The following is a 20,943-nucleotide window of genomic DNA, read 5'->3' on the forward strand; positions in this document are numbered from 1 at the left end:
AGTCTGTCAACGTATGGGCATCCGTCGTTGCGTCAGGCGCTACACGCGCGTCCGCTCCGGACGGTTCGAGAATCCGGCCGAGAAATTCGCCACCGGAGGTGATCCGTCCGCGCCGTCCCTCCGTACCTGAGGTGGGAGCAGGGTCGGCCGGTGGGGGCGCCGCCGCGAGACGATCGAGGAGCAGATGGCCCGGGCACAGCAGAACGAGAAGGCGACGACCGTCCGGACCACCACCACCAGCCGTGGTGCCCGGACGATGTCGAAGTCCGCGATGGTGGCGCTGACCGCCTCCGCGCTCGGCCTCGCGTGGGCGGGTGTGGAGCTGGCCGGCGCCGGCGGCGTCATGTACTCGTACGGATTCTTCTTCACCGAGTTCTTCGCCGGGGTGGTCGCCCTGGTCTCGCTCAGCATCACAGTGATGCTGGGCCTGCTCGCCACCGACCGCCTGGTGCTGCTCATCCGGCACCGCGTGCTGCTCCAGTCGGCGCACCGCGCCACCGGCGTGCTCGGCGTGGCCGGGCTGGTCTTCCACGTCATCACCAAGGTCGCGATCGGCCGGGCCGGGCCGACCGACGCGGTGGTGCCGTTCCTCAGCGGCAGCGGCCTCTACGTCGGACTGGGCACCGTCGCCGCGCTGCTGATGGTGGGCGTGCTCTGGACCGGCATCATCCGGGTCCGGTTCGCCGGGGTCGGCCCGAAGTGGTTCTGGCGCGCGCTGCACTCGATGGCGTACGTGTCCTGGCCGTTCGCGCTGGTGCACGGCCTCAACGCCGGCCGCCCCGCGGCCGCCTGGGTGGTGCTGAGCTACGTCGCCTGCGTGGTGCTCGTGGTGATGGCGCTGCTGGTGCGCGTCTCGGTCCACCTCGGCAAGCGCAGCCGCGAGCAGCACCAGGCGGTCGCGCTCAACAAGGCGATGGCCGGCAAGGCCGAGGAGCGTACCGGCGTGTTCGCCGCGCTCACCCGGAAGAAGGCCGCCGACAAGGAGGAAAGCGGCGCCGGCCGGGGCCGCTGGGCCGAGGCGACAGCCACCTGGACCGCACCGGCCGGCACCGCCCGGCGGCGCGACCCGGAGCGGTTCGCCGTACCCGTGGTGCCGGAACCCGGATCGCTGCGCGAGCCGGTCCGCGCGGCCGCCGCCCGGCGGCGCGACGCCGAGCCGGACGCGCCTGCCCGCCGGGCCGACGGCGAGCGGCCCCGCCGCCGTCGCCGCGACGACGAGGAGCGCGTGAGCCGCCGATCCCGGACCGAGGAGCGGGTGAGCCGCCGGTCCCGCGACGACGAGGATCTGGTCGCCCGGTACTCCGCGCCGCCGGAGAGCGGCGGCCGGCACTCGGCGCCGCCGGACACCGGCGGTCGCCACTCCGCACCCCCGGACAGCGGCCGGTACGCCACCCCGGCCGAGGTGGCCCGCTACTCCGCGCCGCCGCGCGCGACCGACGAGCCGGAGGAGCCGTGGGACAGCCCGCGCCGCTGGGAGACCCGCCCGGTCTCCGGTGAGCCGATCTCGGCCGGACCGATCTCCGGCACCCCGGTCACGGCCGAGCCGCTCAGTGGTTCCGGCCGGCGCTACCGGGACGAGGAGGACGTGCCGGAGGAGGCGGACTACTGGCGCCCGCCGGCCCGCTACGCCGCCGACGACGAGTTCGTCGACGACACCCCCACGCTGGTCGACCTCGCCTCCCGCCGGGCCCTGCGGGCCACCAAGGAGAGCCGCTCCAGCCGGCGCAAGCGGGCCGACGCGGACGCGGTCGACGGCGCGTACTGGGCCGGGCTGCGGGGTGAGGCCCGGTGACGCGCACGACCGTCCCACCGGTCGCCTGTGTCGGCGAGCCCCGCCTGACCGCCGGGTTCGCCGAGTTCGGCCGGCTCGATCTGCTGGCCCACGAGGAGGTGCACGGGCCGATCGGTCCGATGGAGCCGGCGGCGCTGCTCCGGCTCGCCGAGGCGATCGACCTCAAGGGCAAGGGCGGCGCGGGCTTCCCGTTCGCCCGCAAGCTGCGCGCGGTGCTGGAGTCCTGCGAGCGGCAGGACCTGGGCGCCGTGGTGGTGGTCAACGCCACCGAGGGGGAGCCGGCGAGCTGGAAGGACAAGGTGCTGCTGACCCGCGCCCCGCACCTCATCCTGGACGGCGCCGCGCTCGCCGCGTTCGCGCTCGACGCCGAGGAGATCGTGATCGGGGTGGCCGACGACGACGTGGGCCGGCCCTCGCTGACCGAGGCGCTGAAGGAACGGCGGATGCCGGTGCCCACCACGATCGTCACCGTGCCGCACCGGTTCATCTCCGGTGAGGGCGGCGCGCTCGTCAACGGCATCAACGGCCTGCCGCACATCCCGCCCGGCACGAAGAAGCGCTCCAGCGACTCCGGCGTCGGCGGGCTGCCCACGCTGCTGTCGAACGCCGAGACGTACTCCCAGCTCGCCGTCGCCGCCCGGATCGGCCCGTACGAGTATGCCGCGCTCGGCACCGACGACGAGCCGGGCACCGTGCTGCTCACCGTCACCGGGTCGGCGAAGCGCCCCGCCGTGGTGGAGTGCGCCGCCGGCACCCCGCTGCGGGAGATCCTCGACCTGTGCGAGGTGCCGCCCGGCCCGGGCATCCTGCTGGGCGGCTACCACGGCAAGTGGATCACCGCGGCGGCCGCGGACCGCGCCGAGGTGTCCCGCAAGGGGCTCACCGCCGTGGGCGGCACGCTCGGCGCCGGCATCATCGTGCCGCTCGGCGCCGACACCTGCCCGCTCGGCGAGGCCGCGCAGGTGGTGCGGTACCTGGCGGGCGAGTCCGCCGGGCAGTGCGGCCCCTGCAAGATGGGCCTGCCCGACCTGGCCCGTTCGGTCGACCTCGCGGTCTCCGGCAGCGCCCCGGTCGAGCTGGTCCGGGCCGCGGCCGGCGACGTCAAGGGACGCGGCGCGTGCAGCCACCCCGACGGCACCGCCCGGTTCGCGTTGTCCGCGATGGAGGTGTTCGCCGACGACCTGCGGCTGCACGCCACCGGCGAGGGCTGCGGCAAGCGGGTCAAGGGCATGATGGGCCTGCCCGGCGCGCCGGACGCCAACCCGCAGAAGCTCACCCTGGACTGGTCGCGCTGCGACGGCCACGGGCTCTGCGCGCACGTGGTGCCGGACTTCATCCGGCTCGACGGCAACGGCTACCCGGCGTTCCCGCCCACCCCGGTGCCGACGTGGCTGCGCGAGGGCGCGCTCAAGGCGGTCAAGGTCTGTCCCGAACTCGCGCTCCGCCTGGTCCGGGCCGAGTAGAACCGAGGAGCCGCCGATGCGTACCGCCGTTCGTGTGACCGCCGCCGCCCTGCTGGCCGCCACGCTCGCCGCCGCGACCGCCTGCGCGGCCGGACCCGGGGGCGGCGCACCGGCGGGCGCGGTGGCCCCCGCTTCCCCGGCTCCTGCGTCCCCGGCTCTCACGCCCTCGGCCGCCGGGTCGCCGGCCGCCGCGCCGGCGTCCGCGTCACCCGCCCCGGTGCCGGCCGCGCTGTCGTTCACCGGCAAGACCCTCGACGGTACGGCGTTCGACGCCGCCGCCCTGGCCGGGCGGCCGGTCGTGCTGTGGTTCTGGGCGCCCTGGTGCGCCACCTGCGCCAGCCAGGCGTGGACGGTGGCCGAGATCGCCCCGGCCTACCGCGACACGGTCCCGATCGTCGGCGTCGCCGGGCTCGGCGAGCAGAAGGCGATGAAGTCGTTCGTCACCGAGTTCGACCTGGGCGGCACGACCCAGATCGACGACCGGGCGGGCGCGCTGTGGCGCCGGTTCAAGGTGGCCGAGCAGAGCACGTTCGTCGTCCTGGACCGCACCGGCCGGGTCGTCCACCAGGGATTCCTGGACGGCGAGGCGCTGACCCGGCAGGTCGGGACGCTGGCCCGGGGATGACCGGCGCGCTGCTGCTCGCCCTGACCGCGGGCATGCTCGGCGCGGTCAACCCGTGCGGCTTCGCGATGCTGCCCGCGTACCTCTCGCTGCTCGTCGCCGGCCCCGGCGGCGGGCGCGGCGCGGTCGGCCGCGCGCTCACCGCGACGGCCGGGCTCACCCTCGGGTACGTGCTGGTGTTCGGCGCGTTCGGGCTGGCCCTGGCACCGGCGGCGGACTGGCTGCGGCCCCGGCTGCCGTGGCTCACAGTGACGCTCGGCGTGCTGCTGGCGCTGGCCGGGTGCTGGCTGCTCGCCGGCCGGCGGCTGCCCGCGCCCCGGCCGTTGCGCGTCGCGCCCCGGCTCACCCGCACCTGGCCGTCCATGGCGCTGTTCGGCGCGGCGTACGCGCTCACGTCGCTGACCTGCGCGATCGCGCCGTTCCTGGCGATCGTGGTGACCAGCCTGCGGGCCGGGTCGCCGCTGCGCGGGCTGGCGCTGTTCGGGGCGTACGCGCTCGGGATGGCGCTCGTGGCCGGGGTGGCCGCGCTCGCCGTGGCGCTGCTGCGCGGGCGGGTCGTGGCCCGGTTGCGCGGCGCCGGCGCGTGGGTGCCGCGACTGAGCGGCCTGGTGCTGCTGGTCGCGGGCGGCTACGTCGCCTGGTACGGCTGGTACGAGGTACGCCTGGCCGAGGGCCGCTACGACGCCTTCACCGACCCGGTCATCCGCACCGCCGCCGGTATTCAGCAGACCTTGGTGAGCACCCTCGACACCGCAGGCCCCGCCGCACTGGCGTTGCTCCTGCTCCTCCTCGCCGCCCTCACCCGCCCTCGCTCCCGCGATCTTGCACTTGGCGCCAGGGCGGAAGGGGTGAAGCGGACTTCTCGCGGGCCGGAAGTGCAAGATCGCGGGGGAGAGGCGGGTGCGGCGGGGACGGAGCGGGTCAGCGCGGGGTGAGGCGGTCGGTGCCGAGCTTGTCGCGCAGGACCTCGGGGACCACCACCGAGCCGTCGGGCTGCTGGTACTGCTCCAGGATGGCCGGGAACAGGCGGCTGGTGGCCAGCGCCGAGCCGTTGAGCGTGTGCACGAACCGGGTCTGCTTCGCGCCCGGCTCGCGGTAGCGGATCGCCGCCCGGCGGGCCTGGTAGTCGCCGGCCCAGGAGACCGACGACACCTCCTTGTACTTGCCGGTGCTCGGCATCCACACCTCGACGTCGAGCGTCTTCTTCATCGAGGCGCTCGAGTCGCCGGCGGCGAGCAGGCTGGTCTGGAAGTGCAGACCGAGCTTGCCGACCAGGCCCTCGACGTGCCCGACCATCGCCTCCAGCGCCGCGCCCGCCTGCTCCGGCAGCGTGAACTGGAAGATCTCCACCTTGTTGAACTGGTGGCCACGCACGGTGCCGCGCTCGTCGGAATGCGAACCGGCCGCCTCACGCCGGTAGCACGGCGTGTACGCGAACGCCTTCAACGGCAGCTTCGGCGTCTCCAGGATCTCGTCCTGGTACGCGCCGAGGATCGCCGTCTCCGCCGTGGGCAGCAGGAACTGGCCGCGCGAGGACGACTGCTTGTCGATGTGGTAGACGTCGTCGTGGAACTTCGGGAACTGCCCGGCGGCGAAACCGGCGCTCTCCAGCAGCAGGTGCGGCGGGAGCAGGAACTCGTAACCGGCCTGGATGTTCTGCTCGATCAGCCAGTTCACCAGCGCCCACTCCAGCCGGGCGCCCAGACCGGTGTACATCCAGAAGCCCGAGCCGCCGAGCTTCACGCCCCGCTCGTGGTCGACCAGGCCGAGCGCGCGGCTCAGCTCGACGTGGTCGCGTACCTTCTCGATGGCCGGCGCCTCGCCGAACGTCCGCACCACCCGGTTGGCCTCCTTGCCCCCGGCGACCACGTCGTCGGCGGGCAGGTTCGGCAGCTCGCTCATCGCCGAACGGAGCCGGGACTGCACCTCGTCGAGCTGGGACTCCAGCTCCGCGAGCTGCTTGCGCTCGGCCTCCGGGGCGACCGGCTGCGGCGTGCCGCCGGACCGTTTCGCCTCCGCGTACGCGCGCGCCTCGGCCTTGCGGCGCTGCCGCTCGGCGTCGATCTCCGTGATCAGGGCGCGCCGCTCCTGGTCGAGCCGCTGGATGTCGTCCAGCGCCCGGGTGACCTCGGCGGGATCCAGACGCTTCGCCAGCGCGGTCGCCACCGCCTCGCGATCCTTCCGGATCAACTCCATGTCGAGCATGCTGCTCGTACGCCTCCGTCCAGGCAGTCAGGTGGGACCTCCAGATGTTACCGTCGCGCCCCCGCCGCCCCGGCCCGGCCCGCGCAGCCCGCCATGGCTGCAGAGCAAAGTCCGCACGGGGTGACGGGTTGGGGACGGCGGCGGCGTCACGCACCGTCACTGATTGCTGCCGGGGTGCGGTGCCGGGACCGGCGGGCGCGGGCCTGAGACCGGGGCGTCAGAGGCGTACCGGCATCAGGACCGAGAAGGCGTGCGCGTCGTCGGCCCGCCGCACGGCCAGCGGGGCGATCGGGCCGTCCAGCTCCAGCACGAGCTGGCCGTCGCCGGACCCCAGCGCGTCCAGCAGGTACTCCCGGTTCACCGCCACCCGAAGCGCATCCGGGCCGCCCGCGCCATCCGCGCCGCCCGCGCCGCCGGCGTCGACCACACCGTTCGGGTCGACCAGGCGCAGCTCACCCCGGCCGTCCAGGCCGAGCGCCACCACCTCGTGCTCGACACCCTCGTGCGCGCGGTGGCAGACCGGGACGCCGTCGGCGGTGAGCGCCGCGCGCAGCGCCGCGCCGTCGAACGGGATCCGGTACGTGGGCACGTCGCCGAGCTGCGCCCGCAGCAGCCGCCGGTAATCAGGGAAGTCGTACGGCAGCGGGACGGCGGTCAGCGGCCGGCCCGCCACCGTGACCGTCACCCGGCCGGTGGCCACGACGACCTCGGCGGCGTCGGCGCCGTCGAGGTCCAGCAACGACCGCAACTCGTCGACGGCGGCCACCGGCAGCAGCGCGCTCACCGGCGGGCCGTCGACGGTGCCGGCGACCCGGGCCACGGCGAGCCGGTGCCGGTCGGTGGCGACCAGCCGGACCCCGTCCGGTTCGACCTCCACCAGCACGCCGGAAAGGACCGGCAGGTCGGGGTCGGTGCCGACGGCGAAGCGTACGGCGTCCACGGCGGCGGCGAGGTCGGTGCGGGACAGCACGAGGCGGGTGGTCACGATGGTCTCCTCCGGGTCGATCAGGCTGCGGATCCGGGAGAGTTCGCGACGCGCGTCGGCCAGGCCGTCCTCCAGGCGGCGCAGGTGCGCGTCCAGCAGCCGGTGCACCTCGGCCGGCCGGTGCCGGTGCCGCAGCGCCTCGGCGATGCCGGCCAGCGGCATCCCCACCCGGCGCAGCCCGGCCACCAGCCGGGCCGGGCCCACCTGTTCCTCGGTGTACCAGCGGTAGCCGGTCACCGGGTCCACCCGGGCCGGGGCCAGCACGCCGGAACGGTCGTAGAACCGCAGCGCGCTGACCGTCAACCCGCTGGTCCGGGCCAGTTCCCCGATGCTGCGAAGCTCGCTCTCCACGGCCGTCATCCTGTGACCTCAAGCGGGTCGAGGGTCAACCTCACGCCGGCAGGGTGCGGAACGTGATGCCCGCGCGTACCAGCCGGTCCAGCAGCGCGTCCCCCATCGCCGCGACCGGCGTGACCTGCCCGGCGGTCTCCGGCAGGTCGTCGAACGCCAGGCAGAGCGCCGACTCGGCGAGCATCTTGGCCGTCTCGTCGTAACCCGGGTCGCCGCCGGCCACCTCGGTCACCACCCGCCGGTCGCCGCCGGTGCCCACGAACCGCAGCCGGAACCACGACTTGGCCCGCTGCTCGGCGGTCGGACCCTGCCCCGAGGCGAGCCGCCCGAGCAGCCAGCGCCGCGTCGGCGCCACCTTCACCAGCCCCACCACACCGGCCAGCCCGACGCCGGCCACCAGCACCGTGGGCAGCCGCTTCATCGCCGCGAAGTGCCGGTAGCGGAAGTCCGGGCCGTACTCGGGGCGGGCTGCCGCGGACCGGCGGACCACCTGCGGGTCGATGGTGGGCAGCGGCACGGCCCACTGGCCGAACTCGCGTACCCGGCCGACCTTGCCCGGCACCGCGCGGACCCGGCGTCCGTCCGGGCCGGGCTCCATCGCCCGGCGGGCCCGCGCCGCCCGGCTCGTCTCACCGGTACGGGAGAACGCGGTGAGCACCGAGTGGTACGTCCCGGCGGAGAACCGGCCACCGGCCCGGACGTACCCGTCCACGGCGATCGGCCCGTCGGCCGGCAGTTGCTTGACCGTGTACCAGACGCCCAGGTCGTGCGGGATCGAGTCGAAGCCGCAGGCGTGCACCAGCCGCGCCCCGGTGCGCACCGCCTCGGCGTGGTGGCGCACGTACATCCGGTCGACGAACTCCGGCTCGCCGGTGATGTCGAGGTAGTCGGTGCCGGCCGCGGCGCAGGCGGCCACCAGCGGCTCGCCGTGGTGCACGTACGGGCCGACGGTCGAGGCCACTACCCGGGCGCACTCCGCCACCGCCCGCAGCGACGCCGGGTCGGTCACGTCGGCGGTGAGCAGCGGCAGCTCGGCCAGGGCCGGGTCGATCGCGGCCAGCCGGTTCCGCACCGCGGCCAGCTTGTCCGGGTTACGCCCGGCGAGTGCCCAGCGCAGCCGGTCCGGCGCGTGCCGGGCCAGGTACTCGGCGGTCAGGCCGCCGGTGAAACCGGTGGCGCCGAACAGGACGAGGTCGTACGGACGGTCTGCGCGCATCCGCCGAGTGTGCCATCCACAGCGCTCACCTTCACGGGGTGAAGACCACCCGGACGCAGCCGTCGGCCCGGTCCCGGAACAACGCGTACCCCTCGGCGCCGCGCTCCAGCGGCATCCGGTGCGTGGCCAGATGCTCGGTGACCAGCTCGTCGCGGGCCATCCGGTCCAGCAGCGCCGGTATCGCGGCCCCGCCCCGGCGCCGGGCGGCGCGGACCGCGAGCCCCTTGTCCGCGAGCGCGCCGAGCGGGAACCGGTCCACGAACCCGGGCCGGGCGTCGAGCACCACCACCACGCCGCCCTTGCGGCAGGCGTGCACCGCCTCGCGCAGCGCCGCCCCGCCGTCCGCCTCGGCCACCGGCCACCGGCCCGGCGCGGCCGGCACGCCGGAGGCGTCGACGCACACGTCCGGCCCCCGGCCGCCGCTGCGTTCGCGCAGCTCGGCGAGCACGTCCACGTACCGGTGGTTGAGCGCCTCCACGCCGTCGTGCCCGGTGACCATCCGCAGCCGGTCGTCGCGGTCGTCGACCACCACCACCCGGTCCGCGCCCCGGGCCACGGCCGCGTCGGCGGTGAGCTGGCCGACCGCACCCGCGCCCCACACCGCCACCACGTCGCCGGGGGCGACCTCGCCCAGCTCGGCGCCGTACCAGCCGGCCGGCGCGGCGTCGGCGGCGAACACCGCCCGCTCGTCGCTCACCGACTCCGGCACGGCGAACGCGCCCACGTCGGCGTACGGCACCCGCACGTACTCGGCGTGACCACCGGCGAAGCCGCCCAGCCGGGCCGGCCGGCCGTAACCGCCGGCCGGCGGCTGCCCCCACTCCGGCTCGTCCGCCACGCCGCTCGTGCCGTTGTCGCAGCAGGCCGGCAGCCCCTGCCGGCAGAACCAGCACGCCCCGCAGGCCACCGCCGCGCCCACCACCACCCGGTCGGCGACCCGGTGCCGGCGTACCTCCGGACCGACCTCGACCACGTCGCCGAGGAACTCGCGTCCGAGCACCTCACCGGCGGACGCCTCGGGCACCCGCCCGGCCAGCAGCGGCAGGTCCGCGCCGCAGGTCGTGCTTCGCCGGACCCGGACGATCATGTCCTGGGCGTTGCGCAGCTCCGGGTCCGGGACGCGGCGCACCTCCACGAGGCCGGCCCCGGCCCAGCACAGCGCCCTCACGTCACGGTCCCCGGCCGGTCCAGCGGCGAACGGTCCGCCCGCAGCACCTCGCCGGTCTCCAGGAGCTGCTTGGCCTGCCGCAGCACCCGGCGCAGGAACCGGCCCGGGTCGTCACCGACCAGGTGCGCGGCGAATCCCGGGAGCGTGCACTCCCCGCCCAGCGGGCGGACCGCCAGTTCGGTGCCGCGACCGCCGGGGGCCGGACGGGCCCACACCTCGACCGCGCCGTCGAGGCGGCGCAGCGGCTCGGGCCACCGCCCGGCCGGGAGCACCCGTTCGGGCGCCGCAGCCACCGTCACCACCTGCCACCGGCCCGGCCGCGGATCGGTACCGGCCCGACGCGCCCGGCGGCGGGCCAGCACCCGCGCGCCCGCCGGAGCCAGCACCCGTGCCCCCGCCAGCGCCAGCGCGCCGGCCGCCAGCCGTCTGCTCCGCGCCACCCGACCTCCCGCCGTCCCCGGGCGGCCGGCGCATCAGGCCGGCCGCCCCGCGTGCCTACAGCGTGCGGGCCGCCCGGGTGAGCGGGGTTCGCCCGGAAGGGGTGAACCGGCGCGGTCCGGGTAACCGCTGCCCGCACCGACGGGGGGAGGGACGCATGCTGGAGGAGGCAGACCAGGTCGTCGCCGCACCCGGCCCGCCGTTGCTGGCGTCCCGGTTGACGCCGCCCGCGCCGCCCGAGCCGGTCCTGCTGCGTCCCCGGCTGCTGGACCGGCTGGAACAGGGCGCGTCCGGGCCGGTGACGCTCGTCTGCGCACCGGCCGGCTGGGGCAAGACGACGCTGCTGTCGACCTGGGCGCGGGGGGAGCGGGACGGGCCGGCACCGGCCTGGGTGACGGTGGCCGAGGGCGAGACCACCCGGCGGTTCTGGGGCTACCTCGCGGCGGCCCTGCGTACCGCCGCCGCCGACGACCCGGACGACGGGCCGCCGCCGGTGCCGGACGGACCGCCCCGGCCCGAGCAGCTCGAAACGCTCGCCGCCGCGCTCGCCGCACGGGAACGACACGTGCTGCTGGTCCTGGACGACCTGCACCGGGTCACCGACCCGGCCGCCCTGACCGGGCTGGAGTTCCTGCTCCGGCACACCGACGGCCGGCTGCGGCTGGTGGCCGGCGCGCGCAGCGAACCACCGCTGGCGCTGCACCGCTGGCGGCTGGCCGGCGAGCTGACCGTGATCGGCGCCGACGACCTGGCGTTCACCGCCGACGAGGTGGCCGACCTGCTCGTCGCGCACGGCGTGGCCGTACCCGCCCCGGCCGTGGCCCGGCTCGCCGAGCGCACCACCGGCTGGCCGGCCGGGCTTCGTCTCGCCGCGCTCGCGCTCGGCGACGGCGCCGACCCGGCGCGCGCCGTGGAACGGTTCGCCGGTGACCAGCCGGACGTCGCCGCGTACCTGCGGGACGAGGTGCTCGCCCCGCTGGAACCGGCGACCCGCGACGTCCTGCGCCGGGTGGCGGTGGCCGTCGCGGTCCACGCCGACCTGGCCGCCGCGCTGACCGGGCGGCCCGACGCCGGGCACCTGCTCGCCGAGGCGGCCCGGGAGGGCGGTTTCGTCCACCAGGACGGCGGCAGCCCGCAGTGGTACCGGCCGCACCCGCTGCTGGCCGACGTGCTGCGTGACGAACTGGACCGGCTGCCCGCCGACGAGGTGCGCGAGCTGCACCGGCGGGCCGCCGGCTGGTACGGCACCCACGACCGTCCGGCCGATGCGCTGCGGCACGTGCTTCTCGCCGGTGAGTGGGCCGACGCCACCGAGCTGCTGGTCACGCGCTGGCCCGAGCTGGCGCCGGACGAACCGGCCGCCGTACCGGCTCCACCCGAGCCGCCCGCCGAGGCGGTCCGCCGGGATCCGGAGCTGGCGCTGGCCGCGGCCGCCGAGCGGGCGTACGCCGGGGATCGGGCCGCCGCCGACGTGCAGCTGCGGCGGGCGCTGGCCGACGCCGCCGACCTGCCCGCGCCGCGCCGCGACCGGTTCGGCCGGCTGGCCGCCGCCGTGGAGCTGAGCATCGCCCGGCTCGGCGGCGACCACGAGGAGGTACGCCGGGCCGCCGACCGCCTGCTGGCCACCATCGCGGCGGACGAGTCCCCGAGCGGCCCGGACGCCGACAGTGCCGTTGCCGGTGATGCCGGCGATCCGCGCGCCGGGACGGCCGAGCGGGACGACGTGCGCGCGGTGGCGGGTGCCGCGCACGGGCTGGCGGCGCTGGCCGAGGGGGAGCTGTCCACCGCCCGGGACCGGTTCGCCACCGCGCGGGAGGCGGCGCGGCGGGCCGGGCGGCCACGTACCGAGCTGCTCTGCGTCAGCCGCTCCGCGCTGCTGGAGGCGGCCCGGGGCGCGCTGCGGGCCGCCGAGGAGCTGGCCCGGGAGGCGCTGGCGATGCCATCCTGCCAGGGCTGGTCGTCCCGGTCCGACTGCGGCTACGCGTACCTGGCGCTGGCGCTCGTGGACTGGCAGCGGGACCGGCCGGCGGAGGCCACGGCCCACCTGGCGTTCGCCGGGCCGGCCGGCGCGGAGCCGGGCGGCGCCGCGCTCACCGCGCTGTGCCGGGCCGGGGTGCTGGCCGACGGCGGCGACCCGGCCGGCGCGCTGCGCACGCTCGCCGGGGCGCGGACCGTCGCGCCCGGCCCGGAGCTGGGCGAACGGCTCGCCGCCGACGAGGCACAGGTACGCGCCGTCGTCGGCGACGCCGACGGCGCCCGGGCGCTGCTCGACGCGGCCGGTGACGGGCCGGCACCGGCGCTGGCGGCCGCGCGGCTGCGGCTGCGCGCCGGTGACGCCCGCGCCGCCGAGCGGGCGCTGCCCGACTGGACCGCGGCCGGCGCGGCGGACTGGCCGCTGCCCGTGCGGCTGGGTGCCGGGCTGCTCGACGCGACGCTCGCCGGCGCGTCCGGTGACGCCCGGCGGGCCGGCCGGCTGCTGGAGGAGGTGCTGGCGCTCGCCGAGCCGGACGGCTTCCGGCGCGTCTTCACCCGCGCCGACCCCGGGGTACGGGATCTGCTCGCCGCGCACCTGGACACCGGCACCGCGTACTGGGCCACGGTGAGCGAGCTGGTCCGGGGTGTGGACGCGCAGCCGGTCACGGCGACGGCTGACGGTCCGGCCCGGACGCTCGACGAGCCGCTCACCGAGCGGGAACTGACCATCCTGCGCTACCTGCAGAGCATCCTGTCCAACGTGGAGATCGCCGCCGAGCTGTCGCTGTCGGTCAACACGGTGAAGACGCACGTGCGCAACATCTACCGCAAGCTCGACGCGACCCGCCGGCGGGACGCCGTCCGGCGGGCGCGCGAGCTGCGGTTGATCTGACCGTCTCTCAGCCGTCGTCGGTGGCGGCGTCCACCACTGCGAGCAGCTCGGCCAGGTCGTAGCCGCCGTCGTGGCGGACGTCGTTGACGAACAACGTCGGGGTGCCGTGGACGCCGCTGCGGATACCGCCGACGAAGTCCTGCCGGACCCGGTCGGCGTAGGCCTGCCGGCCGACCTCCGCGGCGATCTCCTCCGGCGACAGGCCGATCTGCTCGACGCCCAGCGACAGGTGTACCGGGTCGAGCTGGTCCTGGTGCTGGTAGAGCCAGTCGTACATCTCCCAGAACCGGCCCCGGGCGGCGGCGGCCTCGGCGGCCTCCGCGGCGCTCTCCGCGTACGGGTGGACGTTGGTGATCGGGAAGTGCCGGTACGCCAGCCGCACCGTGTCGGCCCGCTGGCGCAGCACCTCGGTCAGGTTCGGGTACGCGGCGCCGCAGAACCGGCACTGGAAGTCGCCGTACTCGACGATCGTGACCGGCGCGTCCACCGGCCCGCGGACATGGTCGCGTTCGGTCACCGGGATCCGCAGACGTGCGGTGGTGACCTGGAGAGGCGTGGTCATCCGGCACTCACCCGCCGATCCGAGTCGGATCACTCATGCCTCCCACCATGGCCGCGGCCCGGGTGAGGCGGGCTCACCCGGGCGGGGTGGTTCCGTCATCGCACGGCGAGGTGGTTGTGCACCTCCCGGATGCCGGGGGCGTTCCACACCACCCGCTCGATCTCCTCGCGCTCGCCGGCCGAGTGGACCTGCCCGTCCAGCAGCACCGTGTCGCCGTGCACCCGCACGTCGACCGCCTCGGCCGCGGTGGCGCGGTTGCGGGCCAGCGCGTCCACGATCCGCTCGGCCAGGTCGTGGCCGTCGGCGTGCACCGCCGGGCGCACGGCGATCCCGTTGCTCACCCCGCGTACGCCGGTGAGCCGGGCGACCGACCGTTCGGCGGCCCGCCGCTGGTACTCCCACTCGACCTCGCCGTGCAGCGTGACCCAGCCGTCGGACACCGTCACCTGCAACGCCTCGATCGGCACGAACGCGTCCCACTCCAGCGCCCGTACGGCCGCGACGGCGATCTCCGGGTCCTCCCGTCCGGCCGCGGTGCCGATCCGGACGGCGAGGTCGTTGGCGACCGCGCGGACCCGGGCGACCCGGTGCGCGGCCCGCTCGGCGGCCCACTTCTTGGCGTAGCTGTCCACCCGGCCGGTGAGCGTCACCACGCCCTCGGTGACGGTCACCCCGATCTCGTCCGGGCCGACCCGCGGCTCCCAGGTCAGCTCGTCGAGCACGGCGGACTGGATGTCCCGGTCGATACGCGTGACCGTGTCGGTGGCCATCCGGCTCTCCCTCCCGTCGATCGCGGCGCGGGCGTGTGGTCCCGCACCCGCGATCCTTCGCGTTTCCCGGGTGAGCGGCCCTCACCCGGTCCGGGTGAGGCGGCGCGCCGACGCGACGGTGGCCGCCCCCGGGAGTCCCGGGAGCGGCCACCGTGCCGTCGTGTGCGGGTCAGCCGTCCAGGCCGGCCGGGGTGTTCGGCCGGTCCACGTCCACGAACTCGATCTCGTCCGCGGCCCGGTCCCGGCTGCCGGCGGCGCGCGCCGCGGTGCCGGCGGCCCAGCCGATCGCCGCGCCGGCGAGCGCCGCCGCGATCAGCAGCGTCCAGGGCAGCGCGGGCCGGCGGCCGGCGAGCGCGTCGAACGCGAGACCGGCCCGGCGGCGTGCCTCGTCGGCGGCGGAGCCGACCAGGTCGGTGGCGTCGTCGGCCAGGCCGGAGGAGCTGCGGCGGGCGGTACGGGTGGCGTCGCGCACGCTGTCACCGGCGGAACCGACAGCGGAGACCAGGTGCTGCCACGCCTGGTCGGCGACCCGCTCGGCCTTGCCCCGGCGGTCCAGCAGGTTGGATCCGAACATCGTTCTACCTCCTCGGGTGCCGAAGGCCGGCGGCCACTTCGGACTCCGGTGTTCATCCGGCGGGTTCACTGTCTCGGGCAGTGCCCCACCGGCGCGCCCGCCAAACCATGCCCGGGTCACGGGCGATCCGGGCGGCGATCGGGACGAACCACCCGAACGCGCCGGGACCGGTGCTCACGGGACGTGCGTGCGCCCGCTACCCTGGTCGGCGGATCGGCGGGCCCGCCCGGCCGCACGGCTGGCCGCGACCCGCCTTGAAGGGGAAACTGGAACCCGGAAGTCCGGATTGGGTACGCCCAGGTGTGCCCAGTCTGCGAATTGCTCATCCCGGGGGGTGGCGACCGGGCCGTTGGAGGAATACGCTCGGTCGCGGCCCGCGTACTGATGAGGCGCCCGTCATGGGCGAGTGGAGGTGCTCGCGTGAGCCTGTCGATCGTGAAGTCGGTGCGGCCGGGTGGTGTCGTCCAGATCGCGCCCCGTGGGGAGATCGACGTCGACACCGCGTACGAGGTGCGGGAAGCGATCGCCGAAGTGCTCGCGAAGGGCCGACCCTCGCGGATCGAGCTGAACATGCGGCTCGTCACGTTCATCGACTCGGTCGGCATCAGCGCCATGGTCGCGGGCTTCCAGACCTGCGAGGTCAGCGGCGTCAAGCTCGTGGTCATCGAGCCGAGCCGGTTCGTGCACCGGCAGCTCTGGGTGACCGGCCTGCTCGGCCTGTTCGGCGCGCCCGAGCCGTGGTTCGCCGACGACACCCCCGAGGTGCTGCCCGGCGCCTGAGCGCCGTTCACACCCCCTGCGGCCAGGGGACCTTCTACCCGTTGCCAGTCCGGCGCCGGTACGGGACGATCGTCGCGACGTACGACGGCGAGGGGGCCCGCTTGCAGAGCAGCGACAGCTTCAGCTACACCGTGCAGGCCCGGTGCAGCCGGGCCGAAGCGGTGGCCCTGCTGGGTGACCTGAGTCGCCAGGGTGAGCTGCATCCGCTGATCGTCCGGGTCCGGAAGCTGCCGTCCCGGCCGGGCGCGCTGGCCAGCTACGCGATCACCGACCGGCTGCAACTCGGCCCGCTGCACTTCCCGGTCACGTACCAGGCGGACGTGCTGATCGCCAGCGAGGACGAGGTGGTCACCGTGGCGCGGCAGCAGCCCGCGACGACGGTACGCAACCACACCCGGCTGAGCGACGAGCCCGACGGCACGGTACGCATCGACGTGGAGATCACGCTCACCGCGCCGCCGCCACTGTTCGGGTACGCGTTCCGCCAGGCCCGGGCGGCTCACCTGGGCCTGGCGGCGCGTCTCGGAGCGACCCTGGAGGACCGCCCGGCCTGATCCGGCCGACCGGCCCTCTCAGGCGCGCTCAGTACACCGACAGGTGCACGTGGTTGGTGTGGTCGCTGGACGGGTCGCCGTTGCCGCCGCTGTACGACTTCCACCCGCTGCTGGGCAGCCAGATCTGCTTGAACCAGATCACGTAGAGCACGGCGAGCGGGTCGGCGTTGCGCACGAGGTACGCGGCCAGGTTGTTGCCGTACGTCCGGTCGCCGCCGGTGGCCACGCCGCCGAAGCCGTTCTTCTGCGCGGCGAAGTCGCAGGCCCGCCCCTTCGGGTGTTCACCCGAGCCGCTGGGCCGGTGGCACGAGACGTACCGGGTGAAGCCCGCCGCCTTGGCCTGTTGCAGCGCGTGCAGCGTGCGCGGGGTGATGCAGCCGTTCGCCGGGGTCGGGTCGTTGACGCTGCACGACTCGGACGGCCAGGAGCCGTCCGAGTTGCGCGGCGCGGGTTTCGCGTTCTTGCTGGAGGTGCCCTGGACGCTGCCACCGCCGCTGCTGCTGCTGCGCGAGGGCCGGTCGTTCGCCACCTCCAGGGCGCGCTCGGCCTGCTCCTTGCGCTTGCCCATCACCGCCACCTGCTTGCGCTGCTCGCGGATCTCGCCGTCGAGCTGGGCGCGGGTGCGGGTGGCCTCGTCCCGGGTGGCGATCAGGTCGCGCAGCGTTCGGTCCTCGTGCGCGGCGACCTGCTCCAGCGCGGCGGCCCGGTCCATGAAGCCCTCCGGGCTGCTGCTGCCGAGCAGCGCCCCGGCGGTGCCCAGGCGGCCGTTGCGGTACGCCACAGCCGCGATCTCACCGACCTTGGCGTCCCGGACGGCCAGCTCGGCGCCGACCGTCTTGAGTTGTTCGTCGAGTTGCTTCTGGCGGCTCACCGACCGGTTCAGCGCCGCCTTCGCCTCCAGCCAGCCCTTGCCGGCCGCGTCGAGCTGGGCACGCAGTTCGGGCGTGCCGCCCTCGTCGTCGCCGGGCGCGGCGGCGAGCAGGCCGGTCGGCGGCGCCGCCGAGGCGGGGGAGGCCGGAACGGTCGCGACGCCGAGGGTCAGCGTCGCGACGAGCAGGGCCGCCAACCGGGCGGCCGTCCGTCGTACAGGTGCCACTGGGGGCATTCACACGTCCTTCCGTCAACGCCGACCGGGTTAGCTGACGGGTTCGGGACGGAAGATCCCTACCGCTGACGCGGATGCACCCCACGTACGTGGTTCCCCGGCTCGTCCCTTCGGACGATTAGGCGACGGCCGCCCCACCGGGACCGGTGGCGCCCGCGGGTGCGGCCGCGACCGAGACTACCGGCGCTGCCCGGGCACGGCTCCGTGGAGCAGTGCCACTAGGCGGGGCAAAACCGGCATAAGACTACATTAGGCACAGTGATTTAAGTGTGTCCTAATCACCACTCGGTCTGTCCGCACACGCCGGTCGACGCTCCGGGTTCGACCTGCAACGTGGCGTGATCGATGGAGAAGTCCTCGTGCAGGGCGGCCCGCGCGGCGGCCAGCACCACGCCCGGGTCCACGCCCGGGTCGGTGGTCAGGTGCGCCGACGCCACCTCCATGCCCGAGGTGAGCGTCCAGACGTGCAGGTCGTGCACCTCGGCCACGCCGGGCACCGCGGCCAGCCGGTCGTGCACGGCGGTCACCTGGAGGTGCTCCGGCGCGGCCTGCACCAGGATGCGCAGCGCGGCCCGGCCGAGCCGCCAGGTGCGCGGCAGGATGAACAGGCCGATCCCGACGGCGACCAGCGGGTCCGCCCACCACCAGTCGGTCACCGCGATGACCAGCGCGGCGGCGATCACGCCGAGTGAGCCGAGCAGGTCGCCGAGCACCTCCAGGTACGCCCCGCGCAGGTTGATGCTCTCCTTCGACCCGGCGCGCAGCAGCGCGAACGCGACGATGTTGGCGAGCAGGCCGAGCACCGCCACCACGAGCATCGGGCCGGCCAGCACCTCCGGCGGCTCGCCGAAGCGGCGAACCGCCTCGACCAGGACGTAGATCGCGACGGCGCCGAGCAGCACGGCGTTGGCGAGGGCGGCGAGCACCTCCAGCCGGTAGAGGCCGAACGTGCGCTGCGGATCGGTGGCGGCGCGGCGGGTGGCGGTGATCGCGGCCAGCGCCATGCCGATGCCGAGGACGTCGGTGAACATGTGCCCGGCGTCGGAGAGCAGCGCCAGTGAGCCGGTCGTGAAGGCGGCCACCGCCTCGACCACCATCAGAACGGCGAGCAGCGCGAAGGCGGCCCAGAGCCGGCCCCGATGGCGGTGCGCCGCGTTGGCCACCGCGCCGCTGTGGTCATGACCTGCGCCCACGCCAACACCCTCCCTGCCGCGTACCGGCCCGGCCTAATGTATGTTCACATCGCTATGTATGCAAGTGAACTGCGAGTGGCGGCGAGACCACTCACCCCACCGGGTCGAGCGTGGTGAGGCGCTGGGTCGCCCGGGACAGCGCCACGTAGAGCGTGCGTACGCCCGAGCCGGGGTCGGCCCGGATCTCGCTCGGTGCCACCAGCACCACGCCGTCGTACTCCATGCCCTTGGCCTGGAGGCTGGTGACGACCTGGAGCCGGCCCGCGCCGAGCGCGCCCAGCCAGCCGGCCACCTCGTCCCGGCGCGGCACCGGCGTGATCACGCCGACAGTGCCCTCCACCTGCGCGAGCAGCGCCTCGGCCGCGTCGACGGTGGCCGCCGGCAGGTCGGCGGCGGGCACGGTGCGCTCGATCGGCGGCACGCCCGTGGACCGGACCGCGTCGGGCAGCGGCAGGTCCGGGTAGAGCCGGCGGATCTCCGCCGCCGCCACCGCGAAGATCTCCGCCGAGTTGCGGTAGTTGGTGGTCAGCTCGTAGCGGTGCCGCCGGCGGCGGCCCAGCGCCTGTTCGCGGGCCCGGTCCAGCTCCTGCGGGTCGCCGGTCCAGGCGGTCTGCGCCGGGTCGCCGACCACGGTCCAGGACGCCAGCCGCCCGCGCCGGCCGATCATCCGCCACTGCATCGGCGACACGTCCTGCGACTCGTCCACCACCACGTGCGCGTAGTCGCGGTAGTCGGCCGGACGCTCCCGCGCCGCCGCGCGGGCGGCGCGCTGCCGGTCGGCGTACGTGCTTAGCTCGCGCACGCCACCGGCGAGCCGGTACGGGTCACGCTTGGGCCGGGCCCGCTGCACCGGCTTGCCGAGCAGCGCGTCCAGCTCGTCCAGCAGCGCGATGTCGGCCACCGTCAGCCCCTCGGTCGCGAGGCTCCGGTACGCGTCGCCGAGCAGCCGGATCTCCGCCGAGGAGAGGATCCCCCCGGCGTAGCGGCGCAGCCGGTCCGGGCGGGCCAGCCAGTCCAGCACGTGCCGCGGGTGCAGCCGGGGCCACCAGGCCTTGAGGAACTCACGGAACTCCGGCCGCTCGATGATCTCGTCCTCGAACGCGGGCTGCTCCGGCAGCCGGCCCACCCGCAGCGTGCGGGCCTGCGCGTAGAGCGCGGCGAGCACCGCGTCGAACGCCGCCCGGCGTACCTCGTTGCGGCGCGCGCCCCGGGCCAGCGTCCGATCCCGGACCGCGTCCAGCGCGGGGCGTTCCAGGCGCAGCAGCTCGCCCCGGTAGAGCAGGCGCAGCTCGGCGGGGGAATCCGGCACCGCGTCGCGTACCGCCCGTTCCAGCACCCGGCGCATCCGCAGCGACCCCTTCACCGCCGCCACGTCCGGCGGGTCGGTCCGGGACGCGGACAGGCCGGGGAACAGTGAGCCGAGCGAGTGCAGCGTGGCGGTCTCCTCGCCCAGCGAGGGCAGCACCGAGGCGATGTACTCGACGAACACGCCGGAGGGGCCGACCACCAGGATGCCGCCGCCGGCGTACCGGGCCCGGTCGGAGTAGAGCAGGTACGCGGCCCGGTGCAGCGCCACCGCCGTCTTGCCGGTGCCCGGGCCGCCGGAGACGATCGTGACGCCGTTGCCGGGGGAGCGGATCGCCTCGTCCTGCTCGCGCTGGATGGTGGCGACGATGTCCCGCATGCCCCGGCCGGTGGCCCGCGACAGCGTGGCCAGCAGCGCCCCGTCGCCGACCACCGCCATGTCCGGCGGGGCGGCCTCCGGGTCCAGCAGGTCGTCCTCGATCCGGGTGACCTTCTCGGCCGCGGACTGGATCGTGCGCCGGCGCACCACGCCGCGCGGCTCGGCGGGCGTGGCCTGGTAGAACGCGGCGGCGGCGGGTGCCCGCCAGTCCACCACCAGCGTCTCCGCGTCCACGCCCCGCACGCCGAGGCGGCCGACGTGCAGCACCTGCCCGGTACGCAGGTCCAGCCGGCCGAACACCAGCCCCTCGTGCTCGGCGTCCAGCACGTGCCGGCGCTGCGCGGCGTGGAAGACCATCGCGTCCCGCTCGACCAGCGCACCGAAGTTGCCTACCCGGGCCAGGCGATAGCCCTCCCGCTCGGCGTCGGCCGCCGACCGGCGCAGTTCGGCCAGCCGGGCGTACACCCGGTCGAGGTGGCGCTGCTCGGCGGCGATCTCCCGGTCCAGCGTGGTCTGGTCGGTCAACGCGGATGCTCCTGTGTTCGGAGGGCACGACGGGCTGAATGAGGGTACGGGCCGCCGGCAACCGGCACGCCGGGGCATGCCGCGCACGTG

18 protein-coding genes and 1 riboswitch are annotated in these 20,943 nt (G+C 75.5%); of the genes, 7 read left to right on the forward strand and 11 right to left on the reverse strand.

Going from position 1 to position 20,943, the window contains the following annotated elements; translation table 11 throughout:
* Window positions 1–184 precede the first annotated feature (184 nt).
* From ABIH81_RS15680 to ABIH81_RS15695, 4 genes are read left to right on the forward strand one after another with little or no spacing between them, the layout of a single operon-like run.
* The gene (locus ABIH81_RS15680; protein WP_349880950.1) at window positions 185–1,792 is read left to right on the forward strand and encodes a hypothetical protein; all 1,608 of its coding nucleotides are present in this window, start codon (window positions 185–187) and stop codon (window positions 1,790–1,792) included.
* Window positions 1,789–3,255, forward strand: a complete 1,467-nt coding sequence (locus ABIH81_RS15685) for an NADH-ubiquinone oxidoreductase-F iron-sulfur binding region domain-containing protein (protein WP_349880951.1) — start codon at window positions 1,789–1,791, stop codon at window positions 3,253–3,255. The genes ABIH81_RS15680 and ABIH81_RS15685 overlap by 4 nt, the downstream gene beginning before the upstream one ends.
* A 16-nt stretch (window positions 3,256–3,271) precedes the next feature.
* Window positions 3,272–3,880 carry a redoxin family protein gene (locus ABIH81_RS15690; RefSeq protein WP_349880952.1) on the forward strand — a complete coding sequence of 203 codons (609 nt, stop codon included), beginning with the start codon at window positions 3,272–3,274 and terminating at the stop codon, window positions 3,878–3,880.
* Complete coding sequence (locus tag ABIH81_RS15695) at window positions 3,877–4,812, forward strand: cytochrome c biogenesis protein CcdA (RefSeq protein ID WP_349880953.1); 936 nt, start codon at window positions 3,877–3,879, stop codon at window positions 4,810–4,812. The genes ABIH81_RS15690 and ABIH81_RS15695 overlap by 4 nt, the downstream gene beginning before the upstream one ends.
* On the opposite strand, the gene serS is transcribed toward ABIH81_RS15695, so the two are convergent.
* The 5 genes from serS to ABIH81_RS15720 all read right to left on the reverse strand — a co-directional run bounded on the left by serS (window position 4,799) and on the right by ABIH81_RS15720 (window position 10,242).
* Window positions 4,799–6,082 (reverse strand): serine--tRNA ligase, encoded by a 1,284-nt coding sequence (gene serS / locus ABIH81_RS15700; protein WP_349880954.1) that lies wholly within the window; start codon window positions 6,080–6,082, stop codon window positions 4,799–4,801. The genes ABIH81_RS15695 and serS overlap by 14 nt on opposite strands.
* A 217-nt stretch (window positions 6,083–6,299) precedes the next feature.
* Window positions 6,300–7,427, reverse strand: coding sequence for a MerR family transcriptional regulator (locus ABIH81_RS15705; protein ID WP_349880955.1), 1,128 nt, complete (start codon window positions 7,425–7,427; stop codon window positions 6,300–6,302).
* A gap of 31 nt (window positions 7,428–7,458) precedes the next feature.
* Window positions 7,459–8,634 carry a saccharopine dehydrogenase NADP-binding domain-containing protein gene (locus tag ABIH81_RS15710; RefSeq protein ID WP_349880956.1) on the reverse strand — a complete coding sequence of 392 codons (1,176 nt, stop codon included), beginning with the start codon at window positions 8,632–8,634 and terminating at the stop codon, window positions 7,459–7,461.
* A 31-nt stretch (window positions 8,635–8,665) separates the two neighbouring features.
* On the reverse strand, window positions 8,666–9,802 hold the full coding sequence (locus ABIH81_RS15715) for an alcohol dehydrogenase catalytic domain-containing protein (RefSeq protein WP_349880957.1): 1,137 nt from the start codon (window positions 9,800–9,802) through the stop codon (window positions 8,666–8,668).
* A complete protein-coding gene (locus ABIH81_RS15720) occupies window positions 9,799–10,242 on the reverse strand; it encodes a hypothetical protein (protein ID WP_349880958.1) in 444 nt (147 codons plus the stop codon). The genes ABIH81_RS15715 and ABIH81_RS15720 overlap by 4 nt, the downstream gene beginning before the upstream one ends.
* A gap of 155 nt (window positions 10,243–10,397) precedes the next feature.
* On the opposite strand from ABIH81_RS15720, the gene ABIH81_RS15725 reads away from it, so the two are divergent.
* Window positions 10,398–13,106, forward strand: a complete 2,709-nt coding sequence (locus ABIH81_RS15725; RefSeq protein ID WP_349880959.1) for a LuxR C-terminal-related transcriptional regulator — start codon at window positions 10,398–10,400, stop codon at window positions 13,104–13,106.
* Window positions 13,107–13,113: 7 nt separating this feature from the next.
* On the opposite strand, the gene ABIH81_RS15730 is transcribed toward ABIH81_RS15725, so the two are convergent.
* From ABIH81_RS15730 to ABIH81_RS15740, 3 genes are all read right to left on the reverse strand, one after another.
* Window positions 13,114–13,668, reverse strand: coding sequence for a DsbA family protein (locus ABIH81_RS15730; protein WP_349880960.1), 555 nt, complete (start codon window positions 13,666–13,668; stop codon window positions 13,114–13,116).
* 95 nt (window positions 13,669–13,763) lie between these two features.
* The gene (locus tag ABIH81_RS15735; protein WP_349880961.1) at window positions 13,764–14,438 is read right to left on the reverse strand and encodes a BON domain-containing protein; all 675 of its coding nucleotides are present in this window, start codon (window positions 14,436–14,438) and stop codon (window positions 13,764–13,766) included.
* A gap of 169 nt (window positions 14,439–14,607) precedes the next feature.
* Window positions 14,608–15,012 (reverse strand): hypothetical protein, encoded by a 405-nt coding sequence (locus ABIH81_RS15740; protein ID WP_349880962.1) that lies wholly within the window; start codon window positions 15,010–15,012, stop codon window positions 14,608–14,610.
* Between the two features lie 420 nt (window positions 15,013–15,432).
* Here ABIH81_RS15740 and ABIH81_RS15745 point away from each other — a divergent pair, with 420 nt between their 5' ends.
* Both ABIH81_RS15745 and ABIH81_RS15750 read left to right on the forward strand, forming a co-directional pair.
* Window positions 15,433–15,792: an STAS domain-containing protein gene (locus ABIH81_RS15745; protein ID WP_135241475.1), complete on the forward strand. Its 360-nt coding sequence runs from the start codon at window positions 15,433–15,435 to the stop codon at window positions 15,790–15,792.
* A 41-nt stretch (window positions 15,793–15,833) separates the two neighbouring features.
* Window positions 15,834–16,346 (forward strand): SRPBCC family protein, encoded by a 513-nt coding sequence (locus ABIH81_RS15750; RefSeq protein ID WP_349880963.1) that lies wholly within the window; start codon window positions 15,834–15,836, stop codon window positions 16,344–16,346.
* Between the two features lie 28 nt (window positions 16,347–16,374).
* Here the strand turns inward: ABIH81_RS15750 and ABIH81_RS15755 are convergent, their stop codons facing one another.
* From ABIH81_RS15755 to ABIH81_RS15765, 3 genes are all read right to left on the reverse strand, one after another.
* A complete protein-coding gene (locus ABIH81_RS15755) occupies window positions 16,375–17,451 on the reverse strand; it encodes a hypothetical protein (RefSeq protein WP_349880964.1) in 1,077 nt (358 codons plus the stop codon).
* Between the two features lie 4 nt (window positions 17,452–17,455).
* Window positions 17,456–17,586: riboswitch (cyclic di-AMP (ydaO/yuaA leader) on the reverse strand.
* A 143-nt stretch (window positions 17,587–17,729) separates the two neighbouring features.
* Window positions 17,730–18,644 carry a cation diffusion facilitator family transporter gene (locus ABIH81_RS15760; protein ID WP_349880965.1) on the reverse strand — a complete coding sequence of 305 codons (915 nt, stop codon included), beginning with the start codon at window positions 18,642–18,644 and terminating at the stop codon, window positions 17,730–17,732.
* Between the two features lie 91 nt (window positions 18,645–18,735).
* Window positions 18,736–20,853 carry an AAA family ATPase gene (locus ABIH81_RS15765; protein WP_349880966.1) on the reverse strand — a complete coding sequence of 706 codons (2,118 nt, stop codon included), beginning with the start codon at window positions 20,851–20,853 and terminating at the stop codon, window positions 18,736–18,738.
* Window positions 20,854–20,943 lie beyond the last annotated feature (90 nt).

It is taken from the genome of Micromonospora sp. HUAS YX12 (assembly GCF_040215685.1).
Classification (GTDB): domain Bacteria; phylum Actinomycetota; class Actinomycetes; order Mycobacteriales; family Micromonosporaceae; genus Micromonospora; species Micromonospora tulbaghiae.